At 71.8% G+C, this 25,068-nt stretch carries 23 protein-coding genes; 12 read left to right on the plus strand and 11 right to left on the minus strand.

Annotated features, from left to right (window positions below):
* Window positions 1–13: 13 nt before the first annotated feature.
* Window positions 14–1,552, minus strand: coding sequence for a lysine--tRNA ligase (gene lysS / locus H4F90_RS10355; protein WP_182664226.1), 1,539 nt, complete (start codon window positions 1,550–1,552; stop codon window positions 14–16).
* A 336-nt stretch (window positions 1,553–1,888) separates the two neighbouring features.
* Between lysS and H4F90_RS10360 the strand changes: the two genes are divergently transcribed.
* The 10 genes from H4F90_RS10360 to H4F90_RS10405 all read left to right on the plus strand — a co-directional run bounded on the left by H4F90_RS10360 (window position 1,889) and on the right by H4F90_RS10405 (window position 12,929).
* Window positions 1,889–2,701 carry a class I SAM-dependent methyltransferase gene (locus H4F90_RS10360; RefSeq protein ID WP_182664228.1) on the plus strand — a complete coding sequence of 271 codons (813 nt, stop codon included), beginning with the start codon at window positions 1,889–1,891 and terminating at the stop codon, window positions 2,699–2,701.
* Between the two features lie 6 nt (window positions 2,702–2,707).
* Complete coding sequence (locus tag H4F90_RS15890; RefSeq protein WP_182664230.1) at window positions 2,708–4,015, plus strand: lipopolysaccharide biosynthesis protein; 1,308 nt, start codon at window positions 2,708–2,710, stop codon at window positions 4,013–4,015.
* Window positions 4,012–4,593: an acyltransferase gene (locus H4F90_RS10370; protein ID WP_328700901.1), complete on the plus strand. Its 582-nt coding sequence runs from the start codon at window positions 4,012–4,014 to the stop codon at window positions 4,591–4,593. Before H4F90_RS15890 ends, H4F90_RS10370 begins: the two co-directional genes overlap by 4 nt.
* Window positions 4,594–4,758: 165 nt before the next feature.
* The gene (locus tag H4F90_RS10375) at window positions 4,759–5,838 is read left to right on the plus strand and encodes a glycosyltransferase (protein ID WP_182664232.1); all 1,080 of its coding nucleotides are present in this window, start codon (window positions 4,759–4,761) and stop codon (window positions 5,836–5,838) included.
* Window positions 5,835–6,887, plus strand: a complete 1,053-nt coding sequence (locus H4F90_RS10380; protein ID WP_182664233.1) for a glycosyltransferase family 2 protein — start codon at window positions 5,835–5,837, stop codon at window positions 6,885–6,887. The genes H4F90_RS10375 and H4F90_RS10380 overlap by 4 nt, the downstream gene beginning before the upstream one ends.
* A gap of 34 nt (window positions 6,888–6,921) precedes the next feature.
* Complete coding sequence (locus H4F90_RS10385) at window positions 6,922–7,665, plus strand: methyltransferase domain-containing protein (RefSeq protein WP_182664235.1); 744 nt, start codon at window positions 6,922–6,924, stop codon at window positions 7,663–7,665.
* A 90-nt stretch (window positions 7,666–7,755) separates the two neighbouring features.
* The gene (locus H4F90_RS10390) at window positions 7,756–9,093 is read left to right on the plus strand and encodes a UDP-glucose dehydrogenase family protein (protein ID WP_182664237.1); all 1,338 of its coding nucleotides are present in this window, start codon (window positions 7,756–7,758) and stop codon (window positions 9,091–9,093) included.
* 18 nt (window positions 9,094–9,111) lie between these two features.
* Window positions 9,112–10,359: a DegT/DnrJ/EryC1/StrS family aminotransferase gene (locus tag H4F90_RS10395; RefSeq protein WP_182664239.1), complete on the plus strand. Its 1,248-nt coding sequence runs from the start codon at window positions 9,112–9,114 to the stop codon at window positions 10,357–10,359.
* A 19-nt stretch (window positions 10,360–10,378) separates the two neighbouring features.
* Window positions 10,379–11,011, plus strand: coding sequence for a sugar transferase (locus H4F90_RS10400; RefSeq protein ID WP_182664241.1), 633 nt, complete (start codon window positions 10,379–10,381; stop codon window positions 11,009–11,011).
* A 10-nt stretch (window positions 11,012–11,021) separates the two neighbouring features.
* Complete coding sequence (locus H4F90_RS10405; RefSeq protein ID WP_182664243.1) at window positions 11,022–12,929, plus strand: polysaccharide biosynthesis protein; 1,908 nt, start codon at window positions 11,022–11,024, stop codon at window positions 12,927–12,929.
* A gap of 12 nt (window positions 12,930–12,941) precedes the next feature.
* Here H4F90_RS10405 and cysN read toward each other — a convergent pair whose 3' ends face one another.
* The 8 genes from cysN to H4F90_RS10445 all read right to left on the minus strand — a co-directional run bounded on the left by cysN (window position 12,942) and on the right by H4F90_RS10445 (window position 21,577).
* A complete protein-coding gene (gene cysN / locus H4F90_RS10410; protein WP_182664245.1) occupies window positions 12,942–14,678 on the minus strand; it encodes a sulfate adenylyltransferase subunit CysN in 1,737 nt (578 codons plus the stop codon).
* Between the two features lies 1 nt (window position 14,679).
* Window positions 14,680–15,606, minus strand: coding sequence for a sulfate adenylyltransferase subunit CysD (gene cysD / locus H4F90_RS10415; protein WP_268911862.1), 927 nt, complete (start codon window positions 15,604–15,606; stop codon window positions 14,680–14,682).
* Window positions 15,607–15,694: 88 nt separating this feature from the next.
* On the minus strand, window positions 15,695–16,549 hold the full coding sequence (gene kdsA, locus H4F90_RS10420) for a 3-deoxy-8-phosphooctulonate synthase (RefSeq protein WP_182664249.1): 855 nt from the start codon (window positions 16,547–16,549) through the stop codon (window positions 15,695–15,697).
* Window positions 16,550–16,673: 124 nt separating this feature from the next.
* Window positions 16,674–17,225 (minus strand): dTDP-4-dehydrorhamnose 3,5-epimerase, encoded by a 552-nt coding sequence (gene rfbC / locus H4F90_RS10425; protein ID WP_182664252.1) that lies wholly within the window; start codon window positions 17,223–17,225, stop codon window positions 16,674–16,676.
* Window positions 17,225–18,106: a glucose-1-phosphate thymidylyltransferase RfbA gene (gene rfbA / locus H4F90_RS10430; RefSeq protein WP_182664255.1), complete on the minus strand. Its 882-nt coding sequence runs from the start codon at window positions 18,104–18,106 to the stop codon at window positions 17,225–17,227. Before rfbA ends, rfbC begins: the two co-directional genes overlap by 1 nt.
* Before the next feature lie 27 nt (window positions 18,107–18,133).
* Window positions 18,134–19,030: a dTDP-4-dehydrorhamnose reductase gene (gene rfbD / locus H4F90_RS10435; protein WP_182664257.1), complete on the minus strand. Its 897-nt coding sequence runs from the start codon at window positions 19,028–19,030 to the stop codon at window positions 18,134–18,136.
* Window positions 19,031–19,040: 10 nt separating this feature from the next.
* Window positions 19,041–20,117: a dTDP-glucose 4,6-dehydratase gene (gene rfbB, locus H4F90_RS10440; protein WP_182664259.1), complete on the minus strand. Its 1,077-nt coding sequence runs from the start codon at window positions 20,115–20,117 to the stop codon at window positions 19,041–19,043.
* Complete coding sequence (locus H4F90_RS10445; RefSeq protein ID WP_182664261.1) at window positions 20,114–21,577, minus strand: mannose-1-phosphate guanylyltransferase/mannose-6-phosphate isomerase; 1,464 nt, start codon at window positions 21,575–21,577, stop codon at window positions 20,114–20,116. The genes rfbB and H4F90_RS10445 overlap by 4 nt, the downstream gene beginning before the upstream one ends.
* A gap of 195 nt (window positions 21,578–21,772) precedes the next feature.
* Here H4F90_RS10445 and H4F90_RS10450 point away from each other — a divergent pair, with 195 nt between their 5' ends.
* Window positions 21,773–23,233 carry a DEAD/DEAH box helicase gene (locus H4F90_RS10450; protein WP_182664263.1) on the plus strand — a complete coding sequence of 487 codons (1,461 nt, stop codon included), beginning with the start codon at window positions 21,773–21,775 and terminating at the stop codon, window positions 23,231–23,233.
* Complete coding sequence (locus H4F90_RS10455; RefSeq protein ID WP_235972143.1) at window positions 23,230–23,604, plus strand: VanZ family protein; 375 nt, start codon at window positions 23,230–23,232, stop codon at window positions 23,602–23,604. Before H4F90_RS10450 ends, H4F90_RS10455 begins: the two co-directional genes overlap by 4 nt.
* A gap of 70 nt (window positions 23,605–23,674) precedes the next feature.
* On the opposite strand, the gene H4F90_RS10460 is transcribed toward H4F90_RS10455, so the two are convergent.
* Window positions 23,675–24,460, minus strand: coding sequence for an SAM-dependent methyltransferase (locus H4F90_RS10460; protein ID WP_182664265.1), 786 nt, complete (start codon window positions 24,458–24,460; stop codon window positions 23,675–23,677).
* Entirely contained in the window at window positions 24,457–25,050 is a 594-nt protein-coding gene (locus H4F90_RS10465) for a Maf family protein (protein WP_182664267.1), read from the minus strand. The genes H4F90_RS10460 and H4F90_RS10465 overlap by 4 nt, the downstream gene beginning before the upstream one ends.
* Window positions 25,051–25,068 lie beyond the last annotated feature (18 nt).

Consider the following 25,068-nt stretch of genomic DNA (forward strand, 5'->3'; position numbering starts at 1 on the left):
GCGGCGGCCGGCCTCAGCCCTGTTCCCGGCGCAGTGCCGGGAAGAGCAGCACGTCGCGGATGCTCGGGGAGTCGGTCAGCAGCATCATCACCCGGTCGATGCCGATGCCGCAGCCGCCGGTGGGCGGCATGCCGTACTCCAGCGCACGCACATAGTCGGCGTCGAAGAACATGGCCTCGTCGTCGCCGGCGTCCTTGGCCTCCACCTGGCCCTGGAAGCGGGCAGCCTGCTCCTCGGCGTCGTTCAGCTCGGAGAAGCCGTTGGCCATCTCGCGGCCGGTGATGTAGAGCTCGAAGCGCTCGGTCACCTCGGGCCGCGTGTCGCTGGCGCGGGCCAGGGGCGAGATCTCGGTCGGGTGCTCCATGATGAAGGTCGGCTGCCAGAGCTTGTCCTCCACCCCTTCCTCGAAATAGGCCACCTGCAGCGCGGCCAGGCTCTTGGCCGAGAGGCGGTGCTTGGCCTCGCTCAGGCCCAGGCGCAGCAGCTCGCCGCGCAGCCAGTCGGCATCGTCCACGCGCTCGCCCGCGTCGGTGTGGGCCAGGATGGCCTCGCGGATCGTCAGCCGCGCGAAGGGCTGCGACAGGTCCACCTCGCGGCCGGCATAGCTCAGCACCTCGGTGCCCACCGCGCTGCGCGCGGCATGGCGCAGCACCTGCTCGGTGAAGTCCATCAGATCGCGGTGGTCCCAGTAGGCCGCGTAGAACTCCATCATCGTGAACTCGGGGTTGTGGCGGACGCTGATCCCCTCGTTGCGGAAGTTGCGGTTGATCTCGAAGACCCGCTCGAAGCCGCCGACGATCAGGCGCTTCAGGTACAGCTCCGGCGCGATCCGCAGGTACATCTGCTGGTCCAGCGCGTTGTGGTGCGTGACGAAGGGCTTGGCATTGGCGCCGCCCGGGATCGGGTGCAGCATCGGCGTCTCCACCTCCAGGAAGGCGTGGTCCACCATGAAGCTGCGGATCGCCGACACGGCCTTGCTGCGTGCGGTGAAGCGCGCCCGGGCCTCGGCATCGGTGATCAGGTCCACATAGCGCTGGCGGTACTTCTGCTCCTGGTCCGTCATGCCGTGGAACTTGTCCGGTAGCGGCCGCAGGCTCTTGACCAGCAGGCGCACCGAGCTGGCCTTCACCGTCAGCTCGCCCGTCTTGGTGCGGAACAGCGTGCCCTCGCAGGCCAGGATGTCGCCCAGGTCCCAGTGCTTGAAGGCGGCGAGGGTCTCGGCGCCCACCGCATCCTGCGTCACGTAGATCTGGATGCGGCCACCGGTCGGGCCGGCCGAGCCGTCCTGCAGCGTCGCGAAGCAGGCCTTGCCCATCACCCGCTTGAGCATCATCCGGCCGGCGATCGCCACCGCATAGGGTGTGGCCTCCAGCGCCTCGCCGCTGACCTCGGCCTGGCTGGCATGCAGCTCGCCCGCGGCATGGCGGGGCTTGAAATCGTTGGGGAAGGCGATGCCCTGGCTGCGCAGCGCCGCCAGTTTCTCGCGGCGCTCGGCGATCAGCTGGTTCTCGTCGACGGGGGCGGTGGCGGAGGAGGGATGGGGGGCGCTCATGGAATGTCCGGCTGCGGGTGCGGGCCCTGGGTGGCGGCGCACGAAACCCACGATTCTAGAAAGTCTTGGGGCTTGTCCCGGGGCGGGGCAGGAGGGAGTCCTGGGCGCACGATTTCTACAATGCCGCGCCGAGCTCCTGGCTGCATCCCGGTCGCCTGCCGGTGCCTCGCGGTGACCCCTGCCCCCGCGGGACGGACCCGGCGACCGTGCCCCCCGGCTGCGGCGGCTCGCAGCGCGGACAATCCCGCCGCCCCGGGCGGACGGTGGCCGGTCCGCCCGGCGTGGTGCCCCGTCCCGGCATTCCCCCGCCGCATCCCCCGAGCCTCTTCGACCCCCATGAGATTGCGTCCCTGCGTCGTCTGCGATCACCCGAACCCCGAGCCGGTGTTCGAGAAGGACGCCCATCAGATCGTGCGATGCAGCCACTGCGGCATGGTCTACGTCGGCGACGATCCGGCGGCGATCGATTTCTTCGCCCTCTACGGGGAGAGCTACTACACGGGCGGCAGCGAGGCCGTCTTCGCCGACTACGTGGGCCAGCAGGCCCTGCGCCGTGCCCATGCGCGGCGCAAGCTCGCGATCCAGCGCCACCTCGCGCCGCGGCTGCCGCGCAGCGGGCGCCTGCTCGACGTGGGCTGCGCGGCCGGCTTCTTCCTGGCCGAGGCGCAGGCGTATTACGAGGTGCAGGGCGTCGAGCTGTCCGAATGGAGTTCGCAGTTCGCCCGCGAGCAGCTCGGTCTGCCGGTCCGCACCGGCACCCTGCAGGAGGCCGCCTTTCCGGGCGAGCACTTCGACATCGTCACCCTCTGGGATGTGATCGAGCATGTGCCCGAGCCGCTCGCGCTGCTGCAGGAGGTCGCCCGCGTGCTGCGTCCCGGCGGACGCGTGGTGCTGACGACCGGCGACTGGGGCAGCGACTACGCGCAGGCCCGCGGGGCCGACTGGCACCTGATGACGCCGCCCTGGCATCTGAGCTTCTTCAGCCGCGCCACCCTGGCCGAGAGCGCGCGGCGCGCCGGGCTGAAGGTGATCGGCTGGCGCAGCGAGGGCGTCTACGGTGACGGGCGCTTCTGGCGCAGCCGGCCCGGCCTCTTGCTGACCCGCCTGCTTGACCGCGGCGACATCGTTCGCCTCACCCTGGGCAAGTGATCCGCCATGGACCCGGTGGCCCGTGGGACCCTGATCAACTTTTCCACCCGTGTCCTGTCGGTGGCCGCCCTGCTGGGCCTGACCACGCTCAGCGCCCGGATGGGCACCGAGGTGCAGGGGGCCTTCGCCCTGTTCACCAGCGCCGAGGGCGTGCTGATCGCCCTGCTGTCCGGCTTCGGCGTCGCCCTGGCCCGTCAGACCTCGCAGGGTGGCGCACGGCAGGCCGCGCCCCTGGCCGGGGCCACCGTGCTCGCCTGCCTGCTGGCGGGCTGGGCCGCAGGGCTCTTGCTGGCTGGGCTGGCCTGGTTCGGGCCGGCCGCCTACGGCATGTTCCTCTGGCTGGCGCTGGCCGCACCGCTGCTGCTGCTGGGGCCCAGCCTGGCGGGGCTCTGGCTGGGTGCGGGGCGCATGGCGCCGCTGGCCGCCCAGACCCTGCTGCCGCCGCTGCTGGCCCTGGCCGGCCTGGGCCTGGCCGCGCTCGGCTGGCCGGAACAGGTCGGCCTGGGCCTGCTGCTGGCGATCTGGCTGCTGGCCAAGGTGCTGGTCAGCCTGGGCGTGGTCGGCGTGCTGTGGCACGGGGAGGGGCTGGCCCGACCCGATCTGCCGCGTCTGCGGGCCGAGCTGCCCTTCGTGCTGACCATCGGTCTGACCAATCTCGTCGGCCTCTTGAACTACCGCGCCGGCCTGCTGCTGGTCGAGCGGCAGCTCGGCCTGGACCGTGCCGGCGTGTACTCGATCGGCATCGTGGTGGCCGAGCTGCTGTGGTTCGTGTCCTCCTCGCTGACCCAGGCGGTCTATGGCCGCATCGGCACGCCGGACGGTGAGCGTGCCGCCCAGCTCACCGTGCGCACGGCCCAGCTGTCCTGGGTGGCGCTGCTGGTCTGCATGCTGCCGCTGGGCCTGCTGGCGACGGCGCTGGTGCCGCGCGTGCTCGGTCCGGCCTATGCCGACAGCCTGGCGGTGATGGCCTGGATGCTGCCCGGCGTGCTGCTCTTCGGCGGCGCGTCCTCGCTGTCGGCCTACTTCACCAACCATGCCGGCCGGCCGCAGGTGGCAGCCCGGGTGGCCGGGCTGTCGCTCGGGCTCAATATGCTGCTGTCGCTGGTGCTGATCCCCGGCCTGGGCATGCGTGGCGCGGCGCTGGCGACCTCGCTGTCCTACGCGCTCGGCGTGGTCTATCTGGGCGGACTCTTTGCGCGCCACGCCGGTCTGCCGCTTTCGGCGCTGTGGTGGCCGGGGGCATCCTTGCGGCAGGATCTGCGGACGGTGGCGGGGCTTCTCGGCCGCTGGCTGCCCTGGAGGAAGGCTTCGTGAAGCGCTTGATCAACCGCGTCTGGCGGGCCCTGGTGGCGCCGCGCATGGTCTACGGCTGGCGCCGTCCGGGCGGGGGCCGCTGGCTGGCCCACACCCGCATCAGCACGGCCACCCGGATCGAGCGGCCCGAACAGCTCGACCTCGGCGATCACGTCTACATCGGCCCTTTCAACCTGATCGATGCCTCGGGCGGCCTGCGCATCGGCGAGGGCTGCCAGATCACCACCCATTGCGCCCTGCTCAGCCATTCCAGCCACCAGGCCCTGCGCCTGGCCGGACGGGCTTATTGGGGGCATGCCGCGCCGCCCGGCCTGGTGCGCCGGGCGGTCGCCATCGGTCCCTACACCTTCATCGGCCCGCACAGCACGGTGATGCCGGGGGTCTCGATCGGCCGAGGCGTGCTCGTCCGCGCTTACAGCTATGTCGATGCCGATGTGCCCGATTTCGCGATCGTCGGGGGCCAGCCCGCCCGCGTGCTGGGCGACACCCGCGATGCGGACCGGCGCGCGCTCGAGGCCGATCCGGCCTGGCAGGCGAGCTATGCCGCCTGGGCCCACCCCGGGGATGCCGATGCCTGAGTTCCTTGCCCGCCTGGCTCCTGCGGCCCTCCGCGCCCGCTGGCGGCCTGCCTCGCCGCGCCCCCTGCCTGCCCCTGCCCCCTTGAGCCAAGGTCCCCGGCCCGAGGCCGATCCGTGGCATCCGGGCCCCGCCAGACGGCCGACGATCCGGTCCGGGGGCTGCCGATGAGCCGCGGGCATGTCACTTTGCTGGGCGATGCCAACAGCGTCCACGTCCAGCGCTGGGTCCGCGAGATGCAGCAGCGCGGCTGGACGCTCAGCCTGGTCACCGCCCGGCCCCAGCCGATCGAGGGGGTCGAGATGCACGTGCTGCGCCCTGTGCGCCGGACGAGCGACTGGCTGTTCCGCGTCGACGAAGCCCGCCGCGCCGTCGCGGCCCTGCGGCCGGATATCCTCCATGCCCACTACATCACGTCCTACGGCTACCTCGCGGCCCGCTGTGCGCACCCGCGCCGCGTGATGACTGCCTGGGGCACGGACCTGCTCGTCAGCCCCTGGCGCACGCCCTGGCTCCGGTGGCTGACGGCCTGGACCCTGGGCCGGGCCCGCTGGGTGTCCGGCGATTCGGCCGACCTGCTCGCCGCGGCGGAGCGGCTGTGTCCGGCCACCCCGCGGGCGCTGATCCACTGGGGCGTGGACCGCAGCCGCTTCCAGCCTGCGCCCTGGGCCGAGAAGCCCGCGCTGGACATCGTCAGCCTGCGCAGCTGGGAGCCCAACTACCGCATCGATCTCATCCTGGAGGCCGTGGCCCAGCTCGCGGCCCAGCCCGGCGGCCTCGCGTCCCCGTTGCACCTGCACCTGCTCGGGGGGGGATCGCTCGCGTCCGAGCTGCGCGAGCAGGTCCGACGCCTGGGGCTGAGCGATCGGGTCACCCTGCATGGCCGGCTCGACGACGCTGGCATGGCGGCCGTGATGCGGCGCTGCAAGCTGTCGATCTCCGTGCCGCTGAGCGACGCCACCTCGGTGTCCGTGCTCGAAAGCATGGCGTGCGGCCTGGCGGTGATGGCCAGCGACCTGCCGGCCAATCGCTGCTGGCTGGCCCCCCGGATGCTGGTGCCGGCGGGCGACGGTCCGGGCCTGGGCCAGCGCCTGATGGCGCTGGCGGCAGACGATGCCGCGCTGCGCGAGGAGGGGCAGCGCAATGCCGAGCGGATCGCCCGGGATGGCGACCGCCGCGTCCAGATGGACGCGGTCGATCGCCTCTACCAGGCGCTGATGGCCGGGCCGGGAGCGGATCGGCCATGACGGGCACGCCCGACGCACGGTCGGCCCAGACCGTCTCCCTCATCGTCCCCTGCCGCAACGAGCGCGAGCATGTCGATGCCTTCCTCGACTCGGTGCTGGCCCAGCGCCTGCCCCCGGGCCTGGCCCTGGAGATCGTGCTGGCCGACGGGGCCAGCGACGACGGCACCCGGGCGCGGCTGGAGGCCCGCGCGGCGGCCGAGCCGCGGCTGCGCGTGGTCGACAACCCCGAGCGCATCACGCCCACCGCGCTGAACCACGCGATCGCGCAGGCGCGCGGCGAGGTCGTCGTGCGCATGGACGTGCACACGGTCTACGCCGAGGACTATGTGGCCGCCTGTGTGCAGGCCTTGCAGACCACTGGCGCGAGCTGTGTCGGCGGGGCCTGGCGCCCCGGCCCGGCGCGCAGTGCGCGGCAGGCGGCGATCGCGCGGGCCTTCGAGAGCCGCTTCGGTTCGGGCGGTGCGGCGTCGCGGCGGGAGGGCTGGTCGGGGCCGGTCGACACGGTCTACCTCGGCGCCTGGTGGCGGGACGAGCTGCTGCGCCTGGGGGGCTTCGACCCGGCCCTGGTCCGCAACCAGGACGACGAGCTGAACCTGCGCATCCACCGCAGCGGCGGCATGGTCTGGCAGAGCGCGGCGATCCGCAGCTGGTACACGCCACGGGCCAGCTTTGGCGCCCTGGCGCGGCAGTTCTACCAGTACGGCTACTGGAAGGTGCCGGTGATCCGCAAGCACCGGCTGCCGGCCGCGCCGCGGCATCTGGTGCCCTTCGGCTTCGTGGCCACGCTGCTGGGTGGCGGGCTGCTGGCGCCCTGGTGGCCGCCGGCCGGCGGCCTGGCCGCCAGCCTGGGCGGTCTCTATGCCGTGCTGGCGCTGGGCGCTGCGGCCGCCGACGCCCGGCCCTGGCGTGAGCCACTCGCCTGGCTCGGCATTGCCTGCGCCTTTGCCTGCATGCACCTGAGCTACGGTCTGGGCTTCGGCCGCGCGCTGCTGGAGACGGTGCTGCTGCGTCGCGGCCCGGCGGCCTCGGCCACCCGCCTGACGCGCTGAGCCCCCTGCATTCCCCGCTCTGCTGAGCTGCCCCATGAGCCCGTCCCCTGCCTCCGACGAGACCGCCCGTGTCGTCGAGCGCTATGCCCGCCGGCCTGCGCTGGATGCGCGCTACAGCATGCTCCGGGCCGAGGTGATGCAGGCCGTGCACGAGCGCCAGCGCGCGCTGGCCGGCCTGCTGCGCGCGGCCGCGCGGCGCGATCCGCGCTGGGCCGAGCTGCCCGCCCTGCGGCTGACCGAGGTGGGCTGCGGCGCTGGCGGCAACCTGCTGGAGTGGCTGCGCCTGGGCCTGCTGCCCGAGCACCTGACCGGGCTGGAGCTGCTGCCCGAGCGCGCCGCCAGCGCCCGCGACCTGCTGCCCGCCGGGCTGGCGGTGATCGAGGGCGATGCCTGCATCGCGCCCGTCGAGCCCGGTAGCCAGGACCTGGTGCTGGCCTCCACCGTGTTCAGCTCGCTGCTCGACGCGGCCTTCCAGCAGCGCCTGGCCGATGCCATGTGGCGCTGGCTGCGCCCGGGGGGCGCGGTGCTCTGCTACGACTTCGCCGTCGACAACCCGCGCAATCCGGACGTGCGCGGCGTGCCGGTGGCCCGGCTGCGCCAGCTCTGGCCGCAGGGGCGTCTTGCCTGTCGTCGGGTGACGCTGGCCCCCCCGATCGCCCGGCGCCTGGCGGCCCTCCACCCGGCCCTGCCGGCCCTGGCCAATGCGCTGCCCCTGCTGCGCACCCATCGCCTGGCCTGGATCGAGCGACCGCCTTTCCGGGGGGCGGATGCAGGCTGACACCGGCCCGGCCCTTGCATGGCGATACAGTCCCGGGCAATCGCTGTCGCGCCCGCCCGGCAGCTTCCACCCCCACCCAAAGATATCCACATGAAGATTACTGTCGTCGGCACCGGTTATGTCGGTCTGGTTACTGGGGCCTGTCTGGCCGAAATGGGCAACCATGTGGTTTGCCTGGACCTGGACGCCCGGAAGATTGAAATCCTCAACAACGGCGGCATCCCCATCCACGAGCCGGGTCTGCTGGAGGTGGTGCAGCGCAATGCGAAGGGCGGTCGCCTGGAGTTCACGACCGATGTCGACGCGGCCGTGGCCCATGGCACGGTGCAGTTCATCGCGGTGGGCACGCCGCCGGACGAGGATGGCTCGGCCGACCTGAAGTACGTGCTGGCCGCGGCCCGCGCGATCGGCGAGCGCATGACCGACTACAAGGTCATCGTCGACAAGAGCACGGTGCCCGTCGGCACGGCCGACAAGGTGCATGCGGCGGTGGCCGAGGCCCTGGCCGCGCGGGGCGAGACGATGGAGTTCTCGGTGGTGTCCAACCCCGAGTTCCTCAAGGAAGGCGCGGCGGTCGAGGACTTCATGCGGCCCGACCGCATCATCGTCGGCGCCGAGGACGAGCGCGCGATCCTGCTGATGCGCTCGATCTACGCCCCCTTCGTGCGCAACCGTGACCGCCTGCTGGTGATGGACCTGCGCAGCGCCGAGTTCACCAAGTACGCGGCCAACGCCATGCTGGCCACCCGGATCAGCTTCATGAACGAGCTCTCGCGCCTGGCCGAGCGCGTGGGCGCCGACATCGAATGGGTGCGCCAGGGCATCGGCAGCGATCCGCGCATCGGCACCCACTTCCTCTACCCCGGTGCCGGCTACGGCGGTTCCTGCTTCCCGAAGGACGTCAAGGCCCTGGTGCGCAGCGGCGCCGAGGTCGGCCTGAACCTGGGCGTGCTGGAGGCCGTGGAAGCCGCCAACGAACGTCAGAAGCAGGTGCTGGTCGAGAAGGTGGTGGCGCGTTTCGGCGCCGACCTGAGCGGCCGCCGCTTCGCCATGTGGGGCCTGGCCTTCAAGCCCGGCACCGACGACATGCGCGAGGCGCCGAGCCGCGTGATCGTGGCCGACCTGATCGCCCGGGGGGCCGAGGTCGTGGCCTACGACCCGGTGGCGATGGAGGAGGCCCAGCGCGTCATGCCCGGCCAGGCCGGCCTGCGCTACGCCGCCAGCGCGCCCGAAACCCTGCCGGGGGCCGACGCGCTGCTCATCGTGACCGAGTGGAAGGAATTCCGCAGCCCGGATTTCGATGCGATCCGCGCCCAGCTCAAGCAGCCGCTGGTCTTTGACGGCCGCAATCTCTTCGAGCCGATCGACATGGCCCAGCTCGGCATCGAGTACCACGCCATCGGCCGCCCGGCGCCCAAGCGCGCCTGAAGCCCGCATGGCCTGCCGATGAGTGAACGCGCCGCGGACCTGCCGCCCTTCGTCCCCTTCGCCCTGCCGGAGATCGGCGAGGCCGAGATCGCCGAAGTCGTCGACACCCTGCGTTCGGGCTGGGTGACGACCGGGCCCAAGGCGCGTCGCTTCGAGCAGGACTTCGTGGCCTTCCTGGGGGGCGATCCGGCGCTGCAGGCGATTGCGGTGAACTCCGCCACCGCCGGCCTGCACCTGGCGCTGGAGGCCCTGGGCATCGGCCCGGGCGACGAGGTGATCACCACCACCCACACCTTCACGGCCACGGCCGAGGTGGTGCGCTACCTGGGGGCCGATGTGGTGCTGGTCGACATCGACCCGGCCACGCTCTGCATCGACCCGGCGGCGGTGGAGGCGGCCCTCACCCCGCGCAGCAAGGCCATCGTGCCGGTGCACTACGCCGGCCTGGCCGCGCCCATGGAGGCGCTGCTGGCCCTGGCCCGCCGCCACGGCCTGAAGGTGGTGGAAGACGCTGCCCACGCCCTGCCCACGAGCTGTGGCGGCGCCCTGGTGGGCACGCTGGGCAGCGACGCGACCGTCTTCAGCTTCTACGCGAACAAGACCATCACCACGGGGGAGGGCGGCATGCTCGTCACCCGCGATCCGGCCCTGGCCGAGCGCGCCAAGGTGATGCGCCTGCACGGCATCAGCCGCGATGCCTTCGACCGTTTCACCGCGCAGGCCCCGAGCTGGTACTACGAGGTCGTGGCGCCCGGCTTCAAGGTCAACCTGACCGACATCGCCGCGGCCCTGGGCCTGCAGCAGCTCCGCCAGGCCGAAGCCTTCCGTGCGCGCCGCGCCGCGATTGCCGCGCGCTACGACGCGGCCTTCGCCGACCTGCCGGTGATCCTGCCGCCGCGGCCCGGCGCGGCCGGCGCCACCGCGCCGGACGACCTGCATGCCTGGCACCTCTACGTGCTGCGCCTGGCCGACGATGCGCCCGCCCTGGGCGCCGGCCGGCCGGGCGCCGGCGGCGACACCGGCGACCGCGATGCCTTCATCGAGCAGCTCTACGCCCGCCGCATCGGCTGCAGCGTGCACTACATCCCCCTGCACCTGCACCCCTACTGGCGCGAGCGCTACGGCCTGCGCGCCACCGACTTCCCCCACAGCCAGCGCGCCTACGAGCGCATGCTCAGCCTGCCGCTGTTCAGCGCGATGCGCGACGAGCAGGTCGATCGCGTGATCGCCGCCGTGCGCGACACGCTGCGGGGTGCGGCGGCCTGAACGGGCTGCCCGGGGCACCGTGGGCAAGCGCCTTCTCGACCTGCTGGCCGCCGGCCTGGGCCTGCTGCTGCTGGCCCTGCCGATGGTGGCGATCGCCCTGGCCGTGCGGCTCGATTCGCCCGGGCCGGTCTTCTTCCGCCAGCTGCGCGTCGGGCGCCACGGCCGGCTGTTCCGCATCCACAAGTTCCGCACCATGGTGGCGGATGCCGAGCGGCGCGGCCCGGGCATCACCGTGGGCGAGGATACGCGCATCACCCGCGTCGGCGCCTGGCTGCGGCGCCACAAGCTCGACGAGCTGCCGCAGCTGATCGATGTGCTGCGGGGCCGGATGAGCCTGGTCGGTCCGCGGCCCGAACTGCCCCGCTACGTGGCCCACTACGGGCGCCTGCTCGGTGCGGCCGATGCGGCCCGCCTGCTGGCACTGCGGCCGGGCCTCACCGATCCCGCCTCGCTTGCCTTCCGCGACGAGGCGGCCCTGCTGGCCGGTGACGCCGACCCCGAGCGCCTCTACGTCGAGGAGCTGCTGCCGCGCAAGCTGGCCCTGGCCCTGGCCTATGCCGAGCGTGCCAGCCTGCGCACCGATCTCGGCCTGATCCTGCAGACCCTGGCCGCGCTGCTGGGGGCGACCGCCCCCCGGCCGCCGACCTCCTGAGACCCCAGCGATGAGCCGCCTGCCACCCTCCGTTCCGCCCCCGGCCGAGCCGCCCGGGGGCTGGCTGCTGCGCGTCGAGGCGCTGCTCACCCGGCTGCGGCCAGCCCGCACCGCGCTTTCGCTGCTGATCGACGCGCTGGTCGTGGCCTTCACCTGGCAGGCCACCTACCTGTTCCGCCTGGGCTTCGACGACTGGTTCGCGCTGCGGCCGTCCTACGACCCGCTGGTGCTGCTGGGCATCGTCATCGTCTATGCCGCGGCGGGCGTGGCCCTGGGCGTGCCGCGGGCCGTCTGGCGCTTCATCGGCTTTGGCGAGGTGCAGCGCCTGGCCCTGGTCTGCCTGGTGGCCGGGGCGGTCTCGGCCAGCGCGGTGCAGATGGCCGGGCTCTACGCCACGCCGCGCGCGGTGCTGGCCCTGCATCCGCTGATGACGCTGTTCGGCCTGGCCGGCGTGCGCATTGCCTACCGCATGTTCTACGAGCACCTGCGGATGCGGCTCAGCGGCCGCGGCGGGGCCGCGCGGCGCGCCATCGTGCTCGGCGCCGGCGATGCGGCGCGGCTGCTGATCGCCGGCATCCAGCACCAGGGCTGGACCGTGGTCGGCCTGCTCGACGACGACGCGGCCAAGCAGGGCAGCCGCATCGGCAATGTGCCGGTCCTCGGCCGGCTCGACCGCCTGCGTGCACTGGCCGAACTGCATGGCGCCAGCCATGTGATCGTGGCCATGCCCTCGCTGCGGCGCGAAATCCGCCGCAAGGTCTTCGAGCAGGCCGCGGCCGTCGGCCTGCCCGTGCTGACCGTGCCGAGCGAGGCCGAGCTGCGCGAAGGGGCCGCCGTCAGCCGCGTGCGCGACATCGAGCCCGAGGACCTGCTGGGCCGCGAGCCGGTGCTGCTCGACGAGGCCGGCATCGCCGAGGGCGTGGGCGGCAAGGTGGTGCTGGTCACGGGTGCGGGCGGCTCGATCGGCAGCGAGCTGTGCCGCCAGCTGGCCCGCTACGGCCCGGCCCGCCTGCTGCTGCTGGAGCTCAGCGAGTTCAACCTCTACGCGATCAGCGAGGAGCTGGCCGAGCGCTTCCCGCACCTGGCGGTGGAGCCCCTGATCGGTGACGTGCGCGACCTCGACGGCCTGCGCCGCCTGTGGGCCGCGCGCCAGCCGCAGATCGTCTTCCATGCCGCGGCCTACAAGCATGTGCCGCTGATGGAGGAGGCCAATGCCTGGCAGGCCCTGCGCAACAACACCCTGGGCACCTGGCAGGCCGGCCGGGTCTCGGCCGAGCAGGGTGTCGAGCGTTTCGTGCTGATCAGCACCGACAAGGCGGTGAACCCCACCAATGTGATGGGCGCCAGCAAGCGCGCGGCCGAGATCGCACTGGCCCATCTGGCCGCCACCGAGCCCGGCACGCAGTTCATGGCCGTGCGCTTCGGCAATGTGCTGGGCAGCAGCGGCAGCGTGATCCCGAAGTTCAAGGCGCAGATCGCCCGCGGCGGGCCGGTGACGGTGACCCATCCGGACATCACCCGCTACTTCATGACCATCCCCGAGGCCGCACGCCTGGTGGTGCAGGCCGCGGTGCTCGGCGAGAGCGGCCGCGTCTACGTGCTGGACATGGGCGAGCCGGTGAAGATCGTCGACCTGGCCCGCGAGATGATCCGCCTGGCCGGCCACAGCCTGGAGGAGATCCCCATCGCCTTCAGCGGCCTGCGACCCGGCGAGAAGCTCTACGAGGAGCTGCTGGCCGATGCCGACGCCACCCTGCCCACGGCGATCGAGCGCCTGCTGGTGGCGCGGATCGCGCCGCCGGCCGAGGCCGCGCCTGCCCTGCTCGACTGGATCCAGGCCCGCGACAGCGCCAGCCCGGCCGAAGTGCGGGCCCTGCTGGCCCGCGTGATTCCGGAGTACCGGCCGGCGCGGCACTGAGGCCGCGCGGCCTCAGCCCAGCAGGGCGAGCAGCCAGGCGCGCAGCGCGGGATCGCCGTCTTCGCCCTCGGGCAGGCTGAGCGGCTGAGCTTGTGCCGCCTTCAGGCTGAGGCCGCCGGCCGTGGCCTCCAGCTGCAGCGGGATCAGGCCCTCGCCCAGACCCTCGGCCGTGTCGTTGCCGATCAGCACGATCAGCCCGGCCTCGCGCAGCAGCGCCAGGGTGGCGGGCAGCTCGGCCTGCAGGCCTGCGGGCAGCGCGCTGCGCTCCAGGCGCAGGGTGTGGCGACCCGCGGCGTGAAGGGCCCGCTCGGCCTGGTCGAGCAGGCTGGCGCGCACGCCGGCCTCGCCCCCGACGAAGGCCAGCACCGCCGCCTGCTGGTGCTTGATCGCGGCCCGTGCCGCTGCATCCACCGGCGTGCTGCGGGCCTGCGGGCCCTGCAGGGCCTGCAGCAGCATGCCGGCGCCGACGGTGTTGTTGCTGAGCCGGTCGATCAGGATGAAGCCGCCGGTGTCCCGGTTGGCCACGTAGGGATCGAAGGGCAGGGCCTTGTCCAGCGTCAGCGTGCAGACCGCGATGCCGTTGAGCTCCAGCTGTTCGGCCGGATGCTTCTCCAGCGTGTTCACGTTGAGCTGGTGACGGATCGCGCCGACCGTGGCCGGCACGGTGGCCGTGCCCAGCTTCATCAGGTAGCGACGACCCGGGCGCATCGGCTCTTCGTGCATCCAGACCAGGGTGGTCTCGAACTGGCTGGCCGCCGCGGCCGGCTGGTCCGGGCCGCAGAGCAGGTCGCCGCGCGAGCAGTCGATCTCGTCGGCCAGGGTCAGCGTGACGGACTGGCCCGCCACGGCCTCGGGCAGGTCGCCGTCGGCGGTGACGATGCGCGCGACCGTGCTTTCCTTGCCCGAGGGCAGCACCCGCACGCGGTCGCCGGGGCGCACCACGCCGCCGGCGATCTGGCCGGCGAAGCCGCGGAAATCCAGGTTGGGCCGGTTGACCCACTGCACCGGCAGGCGGAAGGGACCGCGCTGCAGGCGGGTGTCGTCGATCTCGACGGTCTCCAGGAACTCCATCAGCGCCGGGCCCGTGTACCAGGGCATGCGCGCGCTGCGCTCGGTGATGTTGTCGCCCACCAGGGCCGACATCGGGATCGGGTGCAGCGTCACGCCCTGCATGCCGAGCTGCTGCGCGAAGGCGCCGAAGTCGGCCACGATGCGGTCGAAGACGGCCTGGTCGTTGCCCATCAGGTCCATCTTGTTGATGGCCAGCACGATGTGGCGGATGCCAAGCAGCGAGACCAGGGTGGCGTGGCGGCGGGTCTGCGTCAGCACGCCACGGCGGGCATCGATCAGCAGGATGGCGACATCGGCCGTGGACGCGCCGGTGACCATGTTGCGGGTGTACTGCTCGTGGCCCGGCGTGTCGGCGACGATGAACTTGCGCCGGTCGGTGCTGAAGAAGCGGTAGGCCACATCGATGGTGATGCCCTGCTCGCGCTCGGCCGCCAGGCCGTCGACGAGCAGCGCGAAATCGATGTTCTCACCCTGGGTGCCCCACTTCTTGGAGTCAGCCTCGATCGCGGCGAGCTGGTCCTCGAAGAGCATCTTCGATTCATAGAGCAGGCGGCCGATCAGCGTGCTCTTGCCGTCGTCCACGCTGCCGCAGGTGATGAAGCGCAGCAGGCTCTTGCGCTCGTGTTGCTGCAGGTAGGCGTCGATGTCCTGGGCGATGAGGTCGGAAACGTGGGCCATGTCAGAAATAACCTTCCTGCTTCTTCTTCTCCATCGAGGCGGCGGTGTCGTGGTCGATCATGCGACCCTGGCGCTCGGAGGTGGTCGTCAGCAGCATCTCCTGGATGATCTGCGGCAGCGTGGTGGCGGTGGATTCCACCGCCCCGGTCAGCGGGTAGCAGCCCAGGGTCCGGAAGCGCACGCTCTTCAGCTGCGGCTGCTCGCCGGGGCGCAGGGGCATGCGATCGTCGTCGACCATGATGAGGGTGCCATCGCGTTCGACCACCGGCCGCTCGGCCGCGTAGTAGAGCGGCACGATGGGGATGTTCTCCAGGTGGATGTATTGCCAGATGTCCAGCTCGGTCCAGTTGGAGATCGGGAAGACGCGGATCGACTCGCCCTTGTGCTTGCGTGCGTTGTAGAGCTTCCACAGCTCGGGTCGCTGGCTCTTCGGATCCCAGCGGTGCTCGGCGCTGCGGAAGCTGAAGATGCGCTCCTTGGCGCGGCTCTTCTCCTCGTCGCGCCGTGCACCGCCGAAGGCGGCGTCGAAGCCGTGCAGGTCCAGGGCCTGCTTCAGGCCCTGGGTCTTCCACATGTCGGTGTGGATCTGCGAACCGTGGCTGAAGGGGCTGACCCCCAGGGCCTTGGCTTCGGGGTTCTGGTGCACCAGCAGTTCCATGCCCAGTTCGCGCGCCATGCGTTCGCGCATCGCGTACATGGCCTGGAACTTCCAGGTGGTGTCCACATGCAGCAGCGGGAAGGGCGGCGGGGCCGGGTAGAAGGCCTTCTTCGCCAGGTGCAGCATCACCGAGCTGTCCTTGCCGATGGAATAGAGCATCACCGGCTTGTCCGCCTCGGCCACCACTTCGCGCAGGATGTGGATGCTTTCGGCTTCGAGGCGTTGCAAATGGGTCAGGGCGGCAGTCATCGGACGATCAGCACGGGACAGGAACACGGAAAGCGGCCGGCGGCGGCGCGCAACCCGTCAGGATAGCCGACCCGGCGGCTCCGGCCTGGCCGGGCCACCGGCCGCGGGCTCAGTCGATGCGCAGCGGCTCGAAGCCCTTGACCAGCTGGTCGAGGGCCTGGATCTGGCGCAGGAAGGGCTCCAGCCGATCCAGCGGCAGGGCGCTGGGGCCGTCGCACTTGGCGCGCGCCGGGTCGGGGTGGGCCTCCAGGAACAGCCCGGCCAGGCCGACGGCGATGCCGGCCCGCGCCAGCTCGGCCACCTGCTGACGGCGACCGCCGGAGGCGGCGCCCAGCGGGTCGCGCTGCTGCAGGGCGTGGGTCACGTCGAAGATCAGCGGCAGGCCGCCGCTGATCTTCTTCATCACGTCGAAGCCCAGCATGTCGACCACGAGGTTGTCGTAGCCGAAGCAGGTGCCGCGGTCGCAGAGCAGGATCCTCTCGTTGCCGGCCTCGCGGAACTTCTCGACGATGTTGCCGACCTGGTGCGGGCTGAGGAACTGCGGCTTCTTGATGTTGACGACCCGGCCGGTGCGGGCGAGGGCGACGACGAGATCGGTCTGCCGCGCGAGGAAGGCCGGCAGCTGCAGCACGTCGATGACCTCGGCGGCCGGCGCGCACTGCCAGGGCTCGTGCACGTCGGAGATCACCGGCACGCCGAAGGTCTGCTTGACCTCCTGCAGGATCTTCAGGCCTTCGTCCAGGCCCGGGCCGCGGTAGGAATGGATGGACGAGCGGTTGGCCTTGTCGAAGCTGGCCTTGAAGACATAGGGAATCTTCAGCTTCGCGCAGACCTGCACATAGGCTTCGGCCGCCTGCAGGGCCAGCTCGCGCGACTCCAGCACATTGATGCCGCCGAACAGGACGAAGGGGGCATCGTTGGCGACGGTGATCGCCGGGGTGATCTCGATCGGGAGCGTGGACATCGGTGGAGGCGGTGGGGCGGGGGGAGGCGGGACGCTGCCGGCCAGGGTGGCCCGGCAGCGAAGCCCGGAGTCTCGCGCATCCCGCCGCCGGCCTCCCCGCCTGCGGCCGCCGCCGCCGGATGGCTCAGGCGAAATGCTTCGCGTCGGCCAGCTGCGGGGCGGCGAGGTCCTTGGGCGAGAGGGTCGGCGCGACGCCCAGCGCGGGCCACTCGATCCCGATCGTCGGATCGTCCCAGCGGACCGCGCCTTCGCTGGCCGGGGCGTAGTAGTCGGTCGTCTTGTAGAGGAAGTCGGCGACCTCGCTCAGCACCAGGAAGCCGTGCGCGAAGCCCGGCGGGATCCAGGCCATGCGATGGTTCTCGGCGCTCAGTTCGAAACCGGCCCATTGGCCGAAGCGGGGGCTGCTGCGGCGCATGTCGACCGCCACATCGAAGACCTTGCCGGCCACGACGCGCACCAGCTTGCCCTGGGCATGCGGGTCGAGCTGGTAGTGCAGGCCGCGCAGCACGCCGCGTACGGAGCGCGAGTGGTTGTCCTGAACGAAGGTCGTCGGCCCGCCCAGCGCGGCATCGAACACGCGCTGGTTGAAGCTTTCGGTGAAGAAGCCGCGATCGTCGCCGAAAACCTTCGGTTCGATCACCAGGACTTCCGGCAGCCGCGTGGGCGTGATCTGCATCAGAACACCTTCTCCGTGAGGATCTTCAGCAGGTACTGACCATAACCGTTTTTCTTCAGCGCCTGACCCAGGCGTTCGAGGGTTGCGGCATCGATCCAGCCGCTGCGGTAGGCGATCTCCTCCGGGCAGGCCACCTTCAGGCCCTGGCGCTTCTCCAGGGTGGCGATGAACTGGCCGGCCTCGAGCAGGCTGTCGTGGGTGCCGGTGTCCAGCCAGGCGTAGCCGCGGCCCATGATCTCGACGCTGAGCTGCTGCTGCGCGAGGTAGCGGGCGTTGACTTCGGTGATCTCCAGCTCGCCGCGGGCCGAGGGCTGGATGTCGGCCGCGATGTCGCAGACCTGGCTGTCGTAGAAGTACAGGCCGGTGACGGCGTAGTGGCTCTTGGGGACGGCCGGCTTCTCCTCGATGCTGATCGCGTTCTGCGCGGCGTCGAACTCGACGACGCCGTAGCGCTCCGGATCCTGCACGTGATAGGCGAACACGCTGGCGCCTTCCGTCCGTGCTGCGGCATTGCGCAGCAGGCCCTGGAAGTCGTGGCCGTAGAAGATGTTGTCGCCCAGCACCAGCGCGCTGGGTGCGCCGCCGACGAAGTCGCGGCCGAGGATGAAGGCCTGGGCCAGGCCGTCCGGGCTGGGCTGCACGCAGTAGCTGAGGTTCAGGCCCCATTGCGAACCGTCGCCCAGCAGGGCCTGGAAGCGCGGCGTGTCCTGCGGCGTGCTGATGATGAGGATGTCGCGGATCCCGGCCAGCATCAGCGTCGTCAGCGGGTAGTACACCATCGGCTTGTCGTAGACCGGCAGCAGCTGTTTGCTGACGGCCAGGGTGGCCGGATGCAGTCGGGTGCCGGAGCCGCCCGCGAGGATGATGCCTTTGCGTTGCATGGGAAACCGTGGAGTCGGGAAAGGACGTCAGGCGCCGAGCACTTCGCTCAGCATGCGGTCGACCCCCGGCTGCCAGTGCGGCAGGTTTAGGTCGAAGGCGCGGCGCAGCTTGCGGGTGTCGAGGCGGGAATTCAGCGGACGCTGCGCCGGCGTGGGGTAGGCGCGGGTCGGGATCGGCAGGATGGCCTCGGGGGCTACGCGCAGGGCGTGGCCGCGGGCGCGGGCCCATTCGATGACGTGCCGGGCGTAGCCGTGCCAGCTCACCTCACCGCCGGCCACCGCGTGGTAGGTGCCCGCCAGGGTGGGCTCCTGGGCGAGGCGGCGCAGGGCGTGCGCGCTCAGGTCGGCCAGCAGGTCGGCCCCGGTCGGTGCGCCGATCTGGTCGTCGATGACCGTGAGCTGCTCGCGCTCACCCGCCAGACGCAGCATGGTCTTGGCGAAGTTGCCCCCGCGGGCCGCATAGACCCAGCTGGTGCGCAGGATCAGGTGGCGGCAGCCGCTGGCCCGGATGGCCTCCTCGCCGTCCAGCTTGGTCCGGCCGTAGACGCTGAGCGGGCCGGTGGCAGCCTCCTCGTCGCGCGGTGTGTCGCCGCTGCCGTCGAAGACATAGTCGGTGCTGTAGTGCAGCAGGGTCGCGCCAAGCGCGGCGGCCTCGCGGGCCAGCACGCCGGGCGCAACGGCATTGATGGTGGCCGCCACGGCCGGCTCGCTCTCCGCCTTGTCGACGGCGGTGTAGGCCGCGGCATTGACGATCACGTCGGGTCGCACCGCCTGCACGGTGGCGGCCAGGGCCTCGGGCTGGCGGAAGTCTGCGGCCAGATCCTGGCTCTGGGTGCCCAGCGCGACCAGTTCGCCCAGCGGCGCGAGGGCACGCTGCAGCTCCCAGCCGACTTGGCCGCCCTTGCCCAGCAGCAGGATCTTCATCGGGGCGGCCTCAGGCGGGGTCCGCGACGCGGCCGCCATAGTTGCGGGCCAGCCAGTCGCGGTAGCTGCCGCTCTGCACCTCGGCCACCCACTCGCGGTTTGCCAGGTACCAGGCCACCGTCTTGCGGATGCCGGTGGCAAAGGTCTCGGCCGGGCGCCAGCCGAGCTCGCGCTCGATCTTGCGGGCGTCGATGGCGTAGCGGCGGTCGTGGCCCGGACGGTCGGTCACGTAGGTGATCAGGCGTGCATAGGGGCCGGCCGGGTCGGGCTGCAGCTCGTCGAGCAGGCTGCAGACGATGTTGACGATGTCGATGTTGGCCTGCTCGTTCCAGCCGCCGATGTTGTAGGTCTCGCCGAGGCGGCCGCCGGCCAGCACGGCGCGGATGGCGCTGCAGTGGTCCTTCACATAGAGCCAGTCGCGGATCTGCTGACCATCGCCGTAGACGGGCAGGGGCTTGCCGGCCAGGGCGTTGACGATCATCAGCGGGATCAGCTTCTCGGGGAAGTGATAGGGCCCGTAGTTGTTCGAGCAGTTGGTTGTGACCACCGGCAGGCCGTAGGTGTGGTGCCAGGCCCGCACCAGGTGGTCCGACGCGGCCTTGCTGGCCGAGTAGGGGCTGTTGGGCTCGTAGGGGTTGGTCTCGGCGAAGGGCGGGTCGCTGGGCTTGAGCGAGCCGTAGACCTCGTCGGTGCTGACGTGGTGGAAGCGGAAGGCCGCCTTCTCCGCGCCTTCGAGCGTGCCCCAGAAGGCGCGTGCGGCCTCCAGCAGCGTGAAGGTGCCGTCGACGTTGGTGCGCATGAAGGCGCCCGGACCGTGGATCGAGCGGTCCACATGGCTTTCGGCCGCGAAGTGCACGAGGGCGCGCGGGCGATGGGTGGCCAGAAGGCGGTCGATCAGTGCGCGGTCGGTGATGTCGCCATGCACGAAGACATGCCGCGGGTCGTCCTTCAGCGAGGCCAGATTGGCCAGGTTGCCGGCATAGGTCAGGGCGTCGAGGTTGACGACGCCCTCGGCGGCCGGATCGGCCAGCCAGTCGAGGACGAAATTGCTGCCGATGAAGCCGGCGCCTCCGGTCACGAGAATCATGTCTTGTCTGCCGAGTTGCGGCCGTAGGTGTCTTCGAAGCGGACGATGTCGTCCTCGCCCAGGTAGCTGCCGGACTGCACCTCGATGATCTCGAGCGGGATGCTGCCGGGGTTGGCCAGACGGTGGGTCTCGCCCAGCGGGATGTAGGTGCTCTGGTTCTCGCTGAACAGGCGCTTGCTGCTGCCGCAGGTGACCTCGGCGGTGCCGGAGACGACGATCCAGTGCTCGGCACGATGATGGTGCATCTGCAGGCTCAGCGAGGCCCCGGGCTTCACCAGGATGCGCTTGACCTGGAATCGCGGCCCGGCGTCCACGCTGTCGTACCAGCCCCAGGGGCGGTGCACGCGGCGGTGCAGTTCGCCTTCCCCGCGGCCGGATTGCTGCAGGCGCGCGACGATCTGCTTGACCTGCTGGCTGCGGCTGCGGTCGGCCACCAGCACGGCATCGGGGGTCTCGACGACGACGAGGTCCTCGACGCCGACGGTGGCCACCAGCCGGCTCGTGGCATGCACCAGGGTGTTCTGGCTGTCCTCGAACAGCACGTCGCCCTGGGCCACATTGCCCTGGGCATCGGCTGCGCCGACCTGCCAGACGGCATCCCAGGCGCCGAGATCGCTCCAGCCGGCATCCAGGGTCAGCGTGACCAGCGGGGCCGGGGCCTGGGCATCGCCGGGCAGGCGTTCCATGACCGCGTAGTCGATCGAATCGGAGGGCGTGGCCTCGAAGGCGGCCTTGTCCGGCCGCACGAAGGGCGCGTCCAGCTTGCGCGCGGCCCAGGCTGCGCGCGCGCCGGCGGCGATGTCGGGCCGGTAGCGGTCCAGCGCCGCCAGCCAGGCCGAGGCCTTCAGCACGAAGAGGCCGCTGTTCCAGGCATAGCCGCCCTCGGCCAGGTAGCGCTCGGCGGTCGCGCGGTCGGGTTTCTCGACGAAGGCCTGCACGCGGCGCACCGGGCCACCGTCGGCGGCGGCCGTGCTCTTGATGTAGCCGTAGCCCGTCTCGGGGCGGGTCGGGGCCACGCCCAGGGTGACGATCTGGCCGGCCTGCGCGGCCTCGACGGCCTGGGCCAGCAGGGCCGTGAAGGCGGCGGTGTCGCCCACCGTCTGGTCGGCCGGGCTGACCAGCAGCACCGGGTCGCCGCCGTCTTCCAGCGCCGCCAGGGCAGCCAGCGCCAGGGCCGGCGCGGTGTTGCGCGCCGCAGGCTCCAGCACGACGGCAGCGGGTTGAACGCCGATCTCGCGCAATTGGTCCAGCAGCAGGAAGCGGTGTCCCTCGGCGCCGATCAGCAGCGGGGCTCCCATCGTGCCGGCCCGATGTCCCAGGGCCTGCAAACGCTGGACGGCCTGTTGCAGAAGGGTGTGCTCGCCCCCGAGGGCGAGAAACTGCTTCGGATACAGCGCGCGGCTCAGCGGCCACAGGCGGGTGCCGGAACCCCCGGACAGGATGACGGGAACGATGGACATGGGTGGACGTGCCGCGCGTGGCGGTATCGAAGGGGCGAGCGCACTATAACGACGGAGTCTTGCGTGTCCCCCGGGAGGCGAGGCCGTCCCGCCACAGGCGCGGGGCCGCGATCCCGGGGTCGCATCGACAGGGCTTGCAAAACCCGGGCCGGCTGTTTCGGGCGATTCCCGCTTCGCGTCGATAATCCCCCCCCGATGCAAGCAGAAAACACCCCCGAGGCGCAGGTTGATGCGCCCCCCGCCCGTTTCTCCACCCTGCCGCTGGACGCCAAGCTCCTGCGGGCCGTGGCCGATGCCGGCTACGAAACCATGACGCCGATCCAGGCCAAGGCCATCCCGGTGGTCCTGTCCGGCCGGGACGTGATGGGCGCGGCCCAGACCGGCACCGGCAAGACGGCGGCCTTCTCCATCCCGCTGCTCCAGAAGATGATGCGGCACGAGAGCGCCAGCGTCTCGCCGGCCCGCCACCCGGTGCGTGCGCTGGTGCTGGCGCCGACGCGCGAACTGGCCGACCAGGTCGCCAACAACGTCAAGACCTACGCCAGGCACACCCAGCTGCGCTCCACCGTGGTCTTCGGCGGCATCGACATGAAGCCGCAGACCCTGGAGCTGAAGAAGGGCGTGGAGGTGCTGATCGCCACGCCGGGCCGCCTGCTCGACCACATCGAGGCCAAGAACTGCAACCTCTCGCAGGTCGAGTACGTGGTGCTCGACGAGGCCGACCGCATGCTCGACATCGGCTTCCTGCCGGACCTGCAGCGCATCCTCAGCTACCTGCCCAAGACCCGCCAGACCCTGCTGTTCTCGGCCACCTTCTCGCCCGAGATCAAGAAGCTCGCCCAGAGCTACCTGCAGGACCCGCTGCTGGTCGAGGTGGCCCGACCGAATGCCACCGCCTCCACCGTCGAACAGCGCTTCTACCGCGTCGAGGAAGACGACAAGCGCGCCGCCGTGCGGCAGATCCTGCGCGAGCGCGGCATCACCCAGAGCATCGTCTTCGTCAACAGCAAGCTCGGCGCGGCGCGCCTGGCGCGGGCCTTCGAGCGCGACGGCCTGCGCACCAGCGCCCTGCACGGCGACAAGTCGCAGGACGAGCGCCTGAAGGCCCTGGCCGCCTTCAAGGCGGGCGAGGTCGACCTGCTGGTGGCCACCGACGTGGCCGCCCGCGGCCTGGACATCGCCGACCTGCCGGCGGTCTTCAATTACGACATTCCCTTCCATGCCGAGGACTACGTCCACCGCATCGGCCGCACCGGCCGGGCCGGGGCCTCGGGCCTGGCCTTCACCTTCGTCGATCGCGACGACGGCCGCCTGACCGGCGAGATCGAGAAGCTGCTCAAGAAGAAGCTGGAGGTCGAGCCCTACGAACTGCGCGACGAGCGTCCGCGCCGCAGCCTGCCGCCGCGCGCCCGTGAGACCGATTTCAGCGACGAGCGGCCGGCCGCGCCCCGGCGCAGCAGCGCGTCGCCCCCGCCGCCGCGTCGCGCACCGGCCAGCGATCCCTTCTTCGACCGGCCCTACGAGCCGCCGGCCGAGGACCAGGCCACCGCGGCCTGGGACCGTGCCCCGGCGCCTGCCGCGGCGGGCAACAGCCTGTCGCGCTTCATCAAGCCGCGCCGCCGGATTGCCGCCCTGCTGGGCGGTCCCAAGGGTTGAAGCCCGCGGTCCTCGCGGCGCCGTCGACCTGGCGGCGGCTGCTGATCGGCGGTCTGCTGCTGGGCCTGGTCGTCGCGCTGCAGCCCTACCACCCCGAGCCGGGTGAGCTGCCGCACTTCGACAAGGTCAAGCACGTCGCAGCCTTCCTGGTCTTCGGCTGGATGGCGCAGCGCGCCTGGCCGGATCGGCTGCATCTGCCCCTGCTGGGTCTGCTGGCCTATGGCGGGCTGGTCGAGATCGGCCAGGGCCTGCTCACCACCACCCGCAGCGCATCCTGGGCCGATCTGCTGGCCGATGCCCTGGGCCTGCTGCTGGCCTGGGGCTGGGCGGCGTGGCGGCTGCGCCAGGCGCCACGGCCCACGGCGGGCTGAGCGGCGCGCTCAAGCCCCGCCTCCGCAAGCCCCGGGGCTTGCGCATTGCCGGCGCGCCGGCCCCGGCCGCTCAGGCCGCCAGCCAGGCAAAGACCGCTGGCCGGTGGCGCGGGAAGCTGGGCGGTTCCGTCCGCCAGGCCGACACGCTGCGCGTGCGGCACCAGCCGCCCGGCAGCGTCAGGCCGCAGGCCACGGCCAATCGGGTGCCGGGCTGCAGATGGCGCAGCAGGGCCTCCATCAGCACGGCATTGCGGTAGGGCGTCTCGATCGCGAGCTGGGTCTGCTGCTCGCGCGCTGAACGCTGTTCCAGCTCGCGCAGGCGCTGCGCCCGGCCGGCCTCGTCCTGCGGCAGGTAGCCGGCGAAGGCGAAGCTCTGGCCCTGCAGGCCGCTGGCGGCCAGCGCCAGACTCAGGCTGCTGGGACCGGCCAGCACCTCCACGGCCAGGCCTTCGCGGTGGGCCGCGGCCACCAGCTCGGCGCCTGGATCCGCCACCCCGGGCAGGCCGGCTTCCGAGATCAGTCCCAGGTCCTGCCCCGCGCGCAGCGGCGCGAGCAGGGCCTCGTGCGCCTTCAGCAGCGCGACCCGGTCGGCTGCCTGCGGCCGGCCCTTGGCCGGGCGCGGCAGCTCGGTGATGGCCACGGCCTGCAGCGGCTGGGCCAGGGGCTGCACGGCATCGACCCGTTTCAGGAAGGCGCGGGTGGTCTTGGCGTTCTCTCCCACCCAGTGGCCGAGCCGGGCGGCCTCGCGCAGCACGGCCTGGGGCAGCACCTCGCGCAGGTCGGGCGGCGCTTCGCCGGCCTCGAGGGCACCGAGGTCCAGGGTGTTGGGCACCAGGATCAGGCGGCCGGCGCTCATGCCGCAGCCCCCAGCGGGTCCAGACCGACGCCACGCAGCAGGGCGGCGGTGGCGATCAGGGGCAGGCCGATCAGGGCCGTCGGGTCCTCGCTTTCGATCGCTTCCAGCAGCGCAATGCCCAGGCCTTCGCACTTCGCGCTGCCCGCGCAGTCGAAGGCCGGCTCCCGCGCGATGTAGCGCGCGATCGCCGCCTCGTCCAGGCGGCGGAAGCGCACCCGCACGGGGATGCAGTGTTCGCCCTGCAGGCCGCCCGGCCCGACCAGGGCCAGGGCGCTGTGGAAGACCACGGACCGGCCCGAGAGGCGCTGCAGCTGGGCGCGCGCGCCTGCCGCGTCGCCGGGCTTGCCGAGCGCTTCGCCGGCCAGGTCGGCCACCTGGTCGGCGCCGATCACCCAGGCGTCGGGGTGGCGGCGGGCCACCTCCAGCGCCTTGCTGCGGGCCAGGCGCTCGGCCAGGGCCTGCGGGGATTCGCCCGGCCGCGGGCTTTCGTCGACCTCGGGCGCGACGCAGGTGAAGGGCAGGTGCAGGCGGGCCAGCAGCTCGGCGCGGTAGCGCGAGCTGGAGCCGAGAATCAGCGGGGCGGCGGTCATGCCGGGATTGTCGGCGTC

It is taken from the genome of Aquariibacter albus (genome assembly GCF_014145335.1).
Classification (GTDB): Bacteria; Pseudomonadota; Gammaproteobacteria; order Burkholderiales; family Burkholderiaceae_C; genus Aquariibacter; species Aquariibacter albus.

Bases quoted from the DNA above. Each gene is read 5' to 3' on its own strand.
- lysS (WP_182664226.1), bottom strand. From the start codon at position 1,552: ATGAGCGCCCCCCATCCCTCCTCCGCCACCGCCCCCGTCGACGAGAAC.
- H4F90_RS10360 (WP_182664228.1), top strand. From the start codon at position 1,889: ATGAGATTGCGTCCCTGCGTCGTCTGCGATCACCCGAACCCCGAGCCG.
- H4F90_RS15890 (WP_182664230.1), top strand. From the start codon at position 2,708: ATGGACCCGGTGGCCCGTGGGACCCTGATCAACTTTTCCACCCGTGTC.
- H4F90_RS10375 (WP_182664232.1), top strand. From the start codon at position 4,759: ATGAGCCGCGGGCATGTCACTTTGCTGGGCGATGCCAACAGCGTCCAC.
- H4F90_RS10380 (WP_182664233.1), top strand. From the start codon at position 5,835: ATGACGGGCACGCCCGACGCACGGTCGGCCCAGACCGTCTCCCTCATC.
- H4F90_RS10385 (WP_182664235.1), top strand. From the start codon at position 6,922: ATGAGCCCGTCCCCTGCCTCCGACGAGACCGCCCGTGTCGTCGAGCGC.
- H4F90_RS10390 (WP_182664237.1), top strand. From the start codon at position 7,756: ATGAAGATTACTGTCGTCGGCACCGGTTATGTCGGTCTGGTTACTGGG.
- H4F90_RS10395 (WP_182664239.1), top strand. From the start codon at position 9,112: ATGAGTGAACGCGCCGCGGACCTGCCGCCCTTCGTCCCCTTCGCCCTG.
- H4F90_RS10405 (WP_182664243.1), top strand. From the start codon at position 11,022: ATGAGCCGCCTGCCACCCTCCGTTCCGCCCCCGGCCGAGCCGCCCGGG.
- cysN (WP_182664245.1), bottom strand. From the start codon at position 14,678: ATGGCCCACGTTTCCGACCTCATCGCCCAGGACATCGACGCCTACCTG.
- kdsA (WP_182664249.1), bottom strand. From the start codon at position 16,549: ATGTCCACGCTCCCGATCGAGATCACCCCGGCGATCACCGTCGCCAAC.
- rfbC (WP_182664252.1), bottom strand. From the start codon at position 17,225: ATGCAGATCACGCCCACGCGGCTGCCGGAAGTCCTGGTGATCGAACCG.
- rfbA (WP_182664255.1), bottom strand. From the start codon at position 18,106: ATGCAACGCAAAGGCATCATCCTCGCGGGCGGCTCCGGCACCCGACTG.
- rfbD (WP_182664257.1), bottom strand. From the start codon at position 19,030: ATGAAGATCCTGCTGCTGGGCAAGGGCGGCCAAGTCGGCTGGGAGCTG.
- rfbB (WP_182664259.1), bottom strand. From the start codon at position 20,117: ATGATTCTCGTGACCGGAGGCGCCGGCTTCATCGGCAGCAATTTCGTC.
- H4F90_RS10445 (WP_182664261.1), bottom strand. From the start codon at position 21,577: ATGTCCATCGTTCCCGTCATCCTGTCCGGGGGTTCCGGCACCCGCCTG.
- H4F90_RS10450 (WP_182664263.1), top strand. From the start codon at position 21,773: ATGCAAGCAGAAAACACCCCCGAGGCGCAGGTTGATGCGCCCCCCGCC.
- H4F90_RS10460 (WP_182664265.1), bottom strand. From the start codon at position 24,460: ATGAGCGCCGGCCGCCTGATCCTGGTGCCCAACACCCTGGACCTCGGT.
- H4F90_RS10465 (WP_182664267.1), bottom strand. From the start codon at position 25,050: ATGACCGCCGCCCCGCTGATTCTCGGCTCCAGCTCGCGCTACCGCGCC.